The sequence below is a fragment of the Shewanella sp. 11B5 genome, assembly GCF_002836795.1.
GTDB classification, from domain to species: Bacteria; Pseudomonadota; Gammaproteobacteria; order Enterobacterales; family Shewanellaceae; genus Shewanella; species Shewanella frigidimarina.
The window spans coordinates 1-6,811 of sequence record NZ_PJAP01000326.1; the positions used below are offsets into that span (position 1 = coordinate 1).

4 protein-coding genes and 3 pseudogenes are annotated in these 6,811 nt (G+C 45.0%); all 7 read left to right on the plus strand.

Annotated elements, in window-relative coordinates; genetic code table 11:
• Positions 1–422 (plus strand): annotated as a pseudogene (locus CXF78_RS21400) (hypothetical protein); the annotation flags it as partial.
• Positions 422–2,830 carry an MMPL family transporter gene (locus CXF78_RS06740; protein WP_102036341.1) on the plus strand — a complete coding sequence of 803 codons (2,409 nt, stop codon included), beginning with the start codon at positions 422–424 and terminating at the stop codon, positions 2,828–2,830. The pseudogene CXF78_RS21400 and the gene CXF78_RS06740, both read left to right, overlap by 1 nt.
• Positions 2,820–4,088: an NAD(P)/FAD-dependent oxidoreductase gene (locus tag CXF78_RS06745; RefSeq protein ID WP_102036342.1), complete on the plus strand. Its 1,269-nt coding sequence runs from the start codon at positions 2,820–2,822 to the stop codon at positions 4,086–4,088. Before CXF78_RS06740 ends, CXF78_RS06745 begins: the two co-directional genes overlap by 11 nt.
• Positions 4,078–4,698 carry a DUF3261 domain-containing protein gene (locus CXF78_RS06750; RefSeq protein ID WP_011635831.1) on the plus strand — a complete coding sequence of 207 codons (621 nt, stop codon included), beginning with the start codon at positions 4,078–4,080 and terminating at the stop codon, positions 4,696–4,698. Before CXF78_RS06745 ends, CXF78_RS06750 begins: the two co-directional genes overlap by 11 nt.
• A 78-nt stretch (positions 4,699–4,776) precedes the next feature.
• Positions 4,777–5,978 (plus strand): annotated as a pseudogene (locus CXF78_RS06755) (beta-ketoacyl-[acyl-carrier-protein] synthase family protein).
• Positions 5,979–5,982: 4 nt separating this feature from the next.
• Positions 5,983–6,474: a hotdog family protein gene (locus CXF78_RS06760; protein ID WP_102036343.1), complete on the plus strand. Its 492-nt coding sequence runs from the start codon at positions 5,983–5,985 to the stop codon at positions 6,472–6,474.
• Between the two features lie 63 nt (positions 6,475–6,537).
• Positions 6,538–6,780, plus strand: a pseudogene (locus tag CXF78_RS06765) (SDR family NAD(P)-dependent oxidoreductase); the annotation flags it as partial.
• Between the last annotated feature and the right edge of the window lie 31 nt (positions 6,781–6,811).

Sequence of the window (6,811 nt, forward strand, 5' to 3'; positions counted from 1 at the left end):
TCCAACAAAACAGCCAAGGCAAAATTCAACACTTTAGTGCTGGGGCTAATGGCAACCCGATTGCACAGCAATTACCGCGTTTATTACAAGCCATTATGGCGGGCGATATTGATGCCTTAAGTGCCGATTTCAACTTATTTATGCCTACTGCTCAATCCGCAACTCAGTCCGTAATTCAGCCTGCAACTCAGCCCGCAGATAAGTCATGGCAACTGGGCTTACAAGCTAAAGACCCACAAGTGCAATCGTCTATGGGTAACATAACCCTCAGCGGCGATACCCTTATACGTTCATTAATCATGACCAGTAACCAAGCGAATGTTCGCGACTATACCCAAATTCAATTTACCCAGACCCAACAAGGGCCACTGAGTGAAACTGAGCTGGCGCTTTTTAGTCTTGGCAATGAGTCAGCTAAATAATGCAGCCCATATCGCTAACCGCGTTGCTATCTCCCATTGGGCGTTTTGTCTTATGGGTAATCTTGCTGCTGACAATGTTAGCCACTGGCTTAATACAATGGCAACAGGGCGCGCATATTCAAACTGATATTTTGGCGATGTTGCCACATTTACAGCAAGACAAACTCACTGAAACAGCATTAAACAGAGTTGAACAGCAACTCGCAAACCAAGTGTATATTGCAGTAAAAGCCGATAATGACAACCAAGCTATCAGTGCCGCACAGCAACTGATGGATGTGCTAGATAAACAGCCTCAACAGCCCTTTATTCGCATTCGTAGCGGCGCGGATGATCATCTGCAAGACTTGGCTAAAGTGTATTTCGAACATCGCTTTACCCTACTCACCGCCGAGCAAGCTAAAGCGATTGAAACAGATAATTGGCGCCAACTGCTTAATGTGGCCCAAAATCAACTTTATAGCGCATTTGGTTTTGCCAACAGCCAACTGCTCAGCAATGACCCATTACTGATGTTTCCGGCCAACTTACTGGCATTATCACCTAATAGTGCGCTGCGAAGCCAACAAGGCATTTTACTCACCGATACTAATCAGGGTGTGGCTGCAATTGTCATGGCCAAAGGCCGCGACAGTGCGTTTAGCCCGACCGCTCAGCAACAGCAAATACAAGCATTAAAGTCTGCGTTTAGCCAAGTGACACAGCACTACCCAGATGTCAGTTTTCTTAAGGCTGGTGCACTTTTTCATGCGATTGCCGCCACTGAGTCGGCCAAACAAGAAATCAGCAGAATTGGATTAATTTCCATGTTGGGGATCATCTTATTAGTCTGGTTGGCCTTTCGGTCGATTATGCCGTTATTTGCCGCACTACTGACGTTAACGACTGGTGTGGTATTTGCGTTTGTCGCCACCTTAAGTATTTTTGGTGAGTTGCACTTACTGACACTAGTGTTTGGCACTAGTTTAATTGGTGTCGCCATTGATTACAGCTTTCACTTTTATTGCGAAAAACAAGCTCATCCCAATAACAACGCAACAGACACCTTAAAGCAGATTTTTCCGGCGCTCACTCTCGCCCTTGCAACCAGTGCCAGTGCCTTTATCGCCATTGGCTTTACGCCATTTCCGGGAATGCAACAAGTGGCCGTCTTTTGTGCTGCTGGGTTAATTGGTGCCTACCTAACGTTGTTATTGGTGTTTCCATTACTGGGTAACCATGCGCTTAAACCGACGCCTGGATTAACCCTTGCCCAAGGTTATTTGGCGCTATTACAACGTATTTTCACCCCAAATCAATTGTGGCAAAAAATAGCTATAGCCGCTTTGCTCATTGGTTTGGCAACAATATTGTTTTTCGGTTTGTCACAAACGGATTCTAACGATGATATACGTCAGCTACAGCAAAGCCCTGAAGCCATCACCACCGAAGAGAATCAGCTACGGCAACTGCTCAGCGGCGGCACCGATAACCAATTTATTGTAGTCAGTGGTCCCAGTGAACAATCTTTATTACAAACGTTAGAGCAACTGGCACCAGTACTGGATAAAGCCATAACTGATGCTGAGTTAGACCAAGCAATCAGCCTCAGCCGCTTTATGCCCAGCATTGCCAAACAACAACAACACTATCAGTTACAGCAACAGCTTTATGGGCAACATTTAGACGAGATCATCAACGAAATGGGCCTTGATGACAGCATAAGCACCAGTATGATTGCACAACTTAATCACGCCGAATCACAATGGTTAACCCCAACCATGGTGCTAGCCAAAGCTAATGATGATTTACAGACATTATGGCTTGGTGCGATTCCAACAACAGACAAACCCCAGCAATTTGGCGCCATAGTGTTACTCGGTGGCATACATTCGTTAGCCTCTCTTGAGCAACGGCTGACTGAACATAAATGGCCTTCAGGGCAAGTGCGGTTAATCGATAAGGTCGGTGATATATCCCATTTAATGGGCAAGTATCGCCAACTAACATTACAGCTACTAATGTGGGTATTTGCCTTAGCCAGCCTACTGTTTAGCATTAAATACGGTATTAAGTTGGCATTCGCTATCGTCGCAGTCCCTACTTTATCAGTACTGCTCACGTTAGCCTGTTTAGGCCTTGTCGGTTCGAGCATTAGCTTGTTTCACGCCTTAGCGCTTATTTTAGTATTAGGCATTGGTATCGATTACAGCCTATTTTTTGCCGAGGCCAAGCACACTAGTCGCGGAGTGATGATGGCAATCTTTATGTCAGCCTGCTCAACGTTATTGGCTTTTGGGTTGCTGGCGCTGAGTCAAACCCATGCCATTCACTTTTTTGGTTTAACGCTTCTTTTTGGGATCAGTTTTTCATTTTTACTGGCACCGTTTATTTCATTTATTACTAGGAAAACTGTAAATGCCATTTAGTCATTCACATACAGTCAGCAACATGGATGTTGACGTTGCCATCATTGGTGCAGGCCCTTCTGGTGCCATTGCCGCAAGTCTTTTACGCCAACAAGGTCATCAGGTTGTTGTTATTGAAAAACAGCATTTTCCACGTTTTTCCATTGGCGAAAGCCTACTGCCTTGTTGTATGCAGTTTCTCGAACAAGCAGGCATGCTGGACGCCGTTAATCAGGCTGGATTTCAATTTAAAAATGGCGCAGCATTTCAACACCAAGGGCGCTACACCACCTTTGACTTTACCGATAAATTTACCCCAGGCCCTGGGACTACGTTTCAAGTTCAACGGGCGGATTTTGATAAACTCCTAGCCGACACAGCTATCAGTCAAGGGGTTGAAATCCGTTTTGGTCATCAAGTTAATGCGATTGATTTGACTCATAACCCTCGTTTAACGGTAACGAATGACCGAGGTGCACAATATCAAGTGAATGCTAAATTTGTGCTTGATGCTAGTGGTTTTGGCCGAGTATTACCGCGATTACTGAACTTAGAGCAACCATCAAATTTACCGCCACGCAGCGCCATTTTCACCCATATTGAAGACAACATTAGCGATCCACATTTTGATCGGAATAAAATCTTAATCAGTGTTCATCCTCAACATAAGGATATCTGGTACTGGTTAATCCCTTTTAGCAATAACCGTTGCTCAATTGGCGTGGTGGCTGAGCCGCATTTACTCGAGCATTTATCCGGTAGCCTTGAACAACAATTGTTAGCAGTAATTAATGAAGAGCCAGAGCTACAGCAGTTACTGAGTAATGCCAATATTGTTCAGCCTTGTGCCACTCTCAAAGGTTATTCGGCTAACGTCACCACTTTAGCAACCAATAAGTTTGCTTTATTGGGTAATGCTGGCGAGTTCCTTGACCCTGTATTTTCATCAGGGGTGACCATTGCCATGCAGTCAGCATCAATGGCTGTCGCCAGTTTGAATAAGCAACTTAATGGCCAAACGGTTGATTGGGATAGCGAATACTCTGCACCATTAATGCAAGGGGTTAACACCTTTAGAACCTATGTCCAAGCTTGGTATGACGGACGCTTTCAAGATGTCATTTTCTATCAACAAGCTGACAACAAGATTAAACAAATGATTTGCTCAATTTTAGCGGGCTACGCTTGGGACATGAGTAACCCGTTTGTAAAAGAGTCCGAACGACGCCTCAATACCATTGTTGAATTATGTCAGGAGCCAAAGCCCAATGTTGCTTAATCTGCTGGGGCTTTCTGCAAAGAGAATATTGCTTCGCGTGGTGGCGCTATTACTGCTAAGCCTATTAAGTGCTTGTAGCCAACAAATCGAGCGGCAAACTTGTGTCCCACTCGCCAGTGAAGCACAATATTGCCTAAGCTCAGCCTCTGCGGTGTTAACAACGTCACCGCAGCAAGACATCAGCTTAAGCCAAATGGTCAGCTTTACCCATGGGCAAGAAAATCATGAGTTATTAACCCAGCTGGAGCTTAATTCACAACAGATGACGTTAGTGGGATTAGCGCCACTTGGGCAAGCATTATTCACGTTAGTGTACGATGGCCAAACCCTGCAAAGTCAGCAAAGTATGTTATTAGGTGAGCAATTTAAAGCAGAGTATTTAATGGCAATAATGCAGTTGATTTACTGGCCAACGGAGCAAGTTAATCAACATTTAACCGGCGGTGAATTAGTCACTATGGCATGTGATATGCCGTTATGTAAGCAACTAATCGATGCCAGTGGTACGTTAATAACGATAACGTATAGCGATATCGACCCGTGGTTAGCGCAAGTGAATGTAGACATCGATGCCGCCGATATTCACATGCAAATAAACCCAATTGACTAACTAATTGAATAACAGATTGATAAACAAGTGCTCCAGCATAACCCAATAAACCGAGATAAATAGGCCATCAAACTAAACATGAACAGTCGCATAGCAATAACTCACATCGGATTGTGTACACCTCTGGGCAACTCGCCAGAAGAGGTGCTGCCGCGCCTCATTAGCGGTGATATCAGTGCTATGCAATGGCGCGATAATTTACTGTTCGATGCGCCTACATTAGTCGGTTGCGTCGATGACAAACGGTTAATAGAAATTGCCGATCGTCTCAGTTTATTTGCTTGCCGTAATAATCGTTTATTAAACACTGCCGCCCAGCAACTTGTGCCTGCAATAGAACAAGCTAAAAAGCGTTTAGGAGCGGATCGTATCGGGGTGATATTAGGCACCAGCACCTCTGGCATTTCCAAAGGTGAAGCGGCATTAAAGTATCAGCTTGAACATGGCCATTTCCCCCCGAGTTACCATTATTCGCAGCAGGAACTGGGTAGCCCCAGTGATTATTTAAAACAATTATTTGAACTGTCAGGCCCTTGTTATACCGTGTCTACAGCGTGCTCATCGAGTGCAAAAGTGTTTGCCAGTGCTCAGCGATTACTCAATGCGAATATGTGCGATATGGTGATTGTTGGTGGTGTAGACAGTTTGTGTCAGTTAACCGTTAATGGCTTTGCCGCATTAGAATCAGTATCCAAAGGTCATTGCAATCCGTTTAGTCGCCATCGTGATGGGATTAATATTGGTGAAGGGGCAGCCTTATTTACCTTAGAACGTGGCCAAAGTGACGTCATGTTGGCTGGGATCGGCGAGTCTGCCGATGCACACCATATTTCAGCACCACACCCGCAAGGATTAGGCGCTATTGCCGCCATGCAACAAGCCCTAACAGAAGCCAACATTACTGCCAAACAAATCGATTATCTCAACCTCCACGGCACAGCCACACCCAAAAATGATGCCATGGAATCACGTGCAGTCACTGCAGTGTTTGGCCATTCACTACCAGCCTGCAGCTCAACCAAACCGCTCACAGGCCATACTTTAGGTGCTGCAGGGGCGATTGAAGCTGCCTTTTGCTATTTATTATTAAGCCCACTTAACCATGATAAGCGTTTGCCACCGCATATCTGGGATGGGCAGCAAGATGCTAATGACCCTAATATAGCTCTCGTTAGCGCCAACAATAATTCTGGCCTTAATCAGCTCAACTTTATTATGAGTAATTCATTTGCCTTGGCGGCAGTAATGCCAGCCTGATTTTTTGTCGAAAGGATGCCTAGTTTCATGTCAATAGCCACTGCAACGCCGACGATGTTAGCGCAAGATATAAGTACTTTTATTCCGCACCGTGCCCCAATGATCTTAATTGATAATGTCTTAGCACATCGCCCAGACTGCTTAATCACCGCAACCCATATTAGCCCTAATAGTGCCTATTTCGACGCCCAACTCAATGGCGTGCCTAATTACGTTGGCATCGAGTATATGGCCCAAAGTATTGCAGCGTTAGCGGGTGTTGAAGCCTTACTGCGCGACGATGATATCCGAGTCGGTTTTTTACTCGGCACCCGCAAACTGCAAATGCATATCGACACATTTACTTTAGGTGAGTCTTATCGCACTCAGGTCACTCGGCTGTACCAGGAAGAGTCTGGATTAGCGGTATTTGATTGCCAAATTTATCATCACGAAATATTAGTGGCGGCAGCCAATGTCAATGTATTCCAACCACAAGACACCCAAGCCTATATTGATGAAAGCCAAGCCGACGGTTAAGCATGATCAACAAACCTTTTGACACCCCATTGGAGTTCCTCGAATCAATCACGGAGAGACATTTTGAATAATAGAGTATTAGTTACCGGTTCCAGCCGAGGAATAGGCAAAGCCATCGCGATTAAATTAGCCGAGAATGGTTTTGATATTGCACTGCATTTTCACAGCAATCATGCTGCCGCAGCACAAGTACAAAAAACCTTATTAGATCTTGGTGTGCAGGTTAGTTTACTGCAATTTGATATTGCCGATCGCCAAGCGGTTAAGCTCGCTATCGAAACTGACATTGCCGAAAATGGTCAGTTTCGATAGCGAGCTTAACCGCTTGGCGATCGGC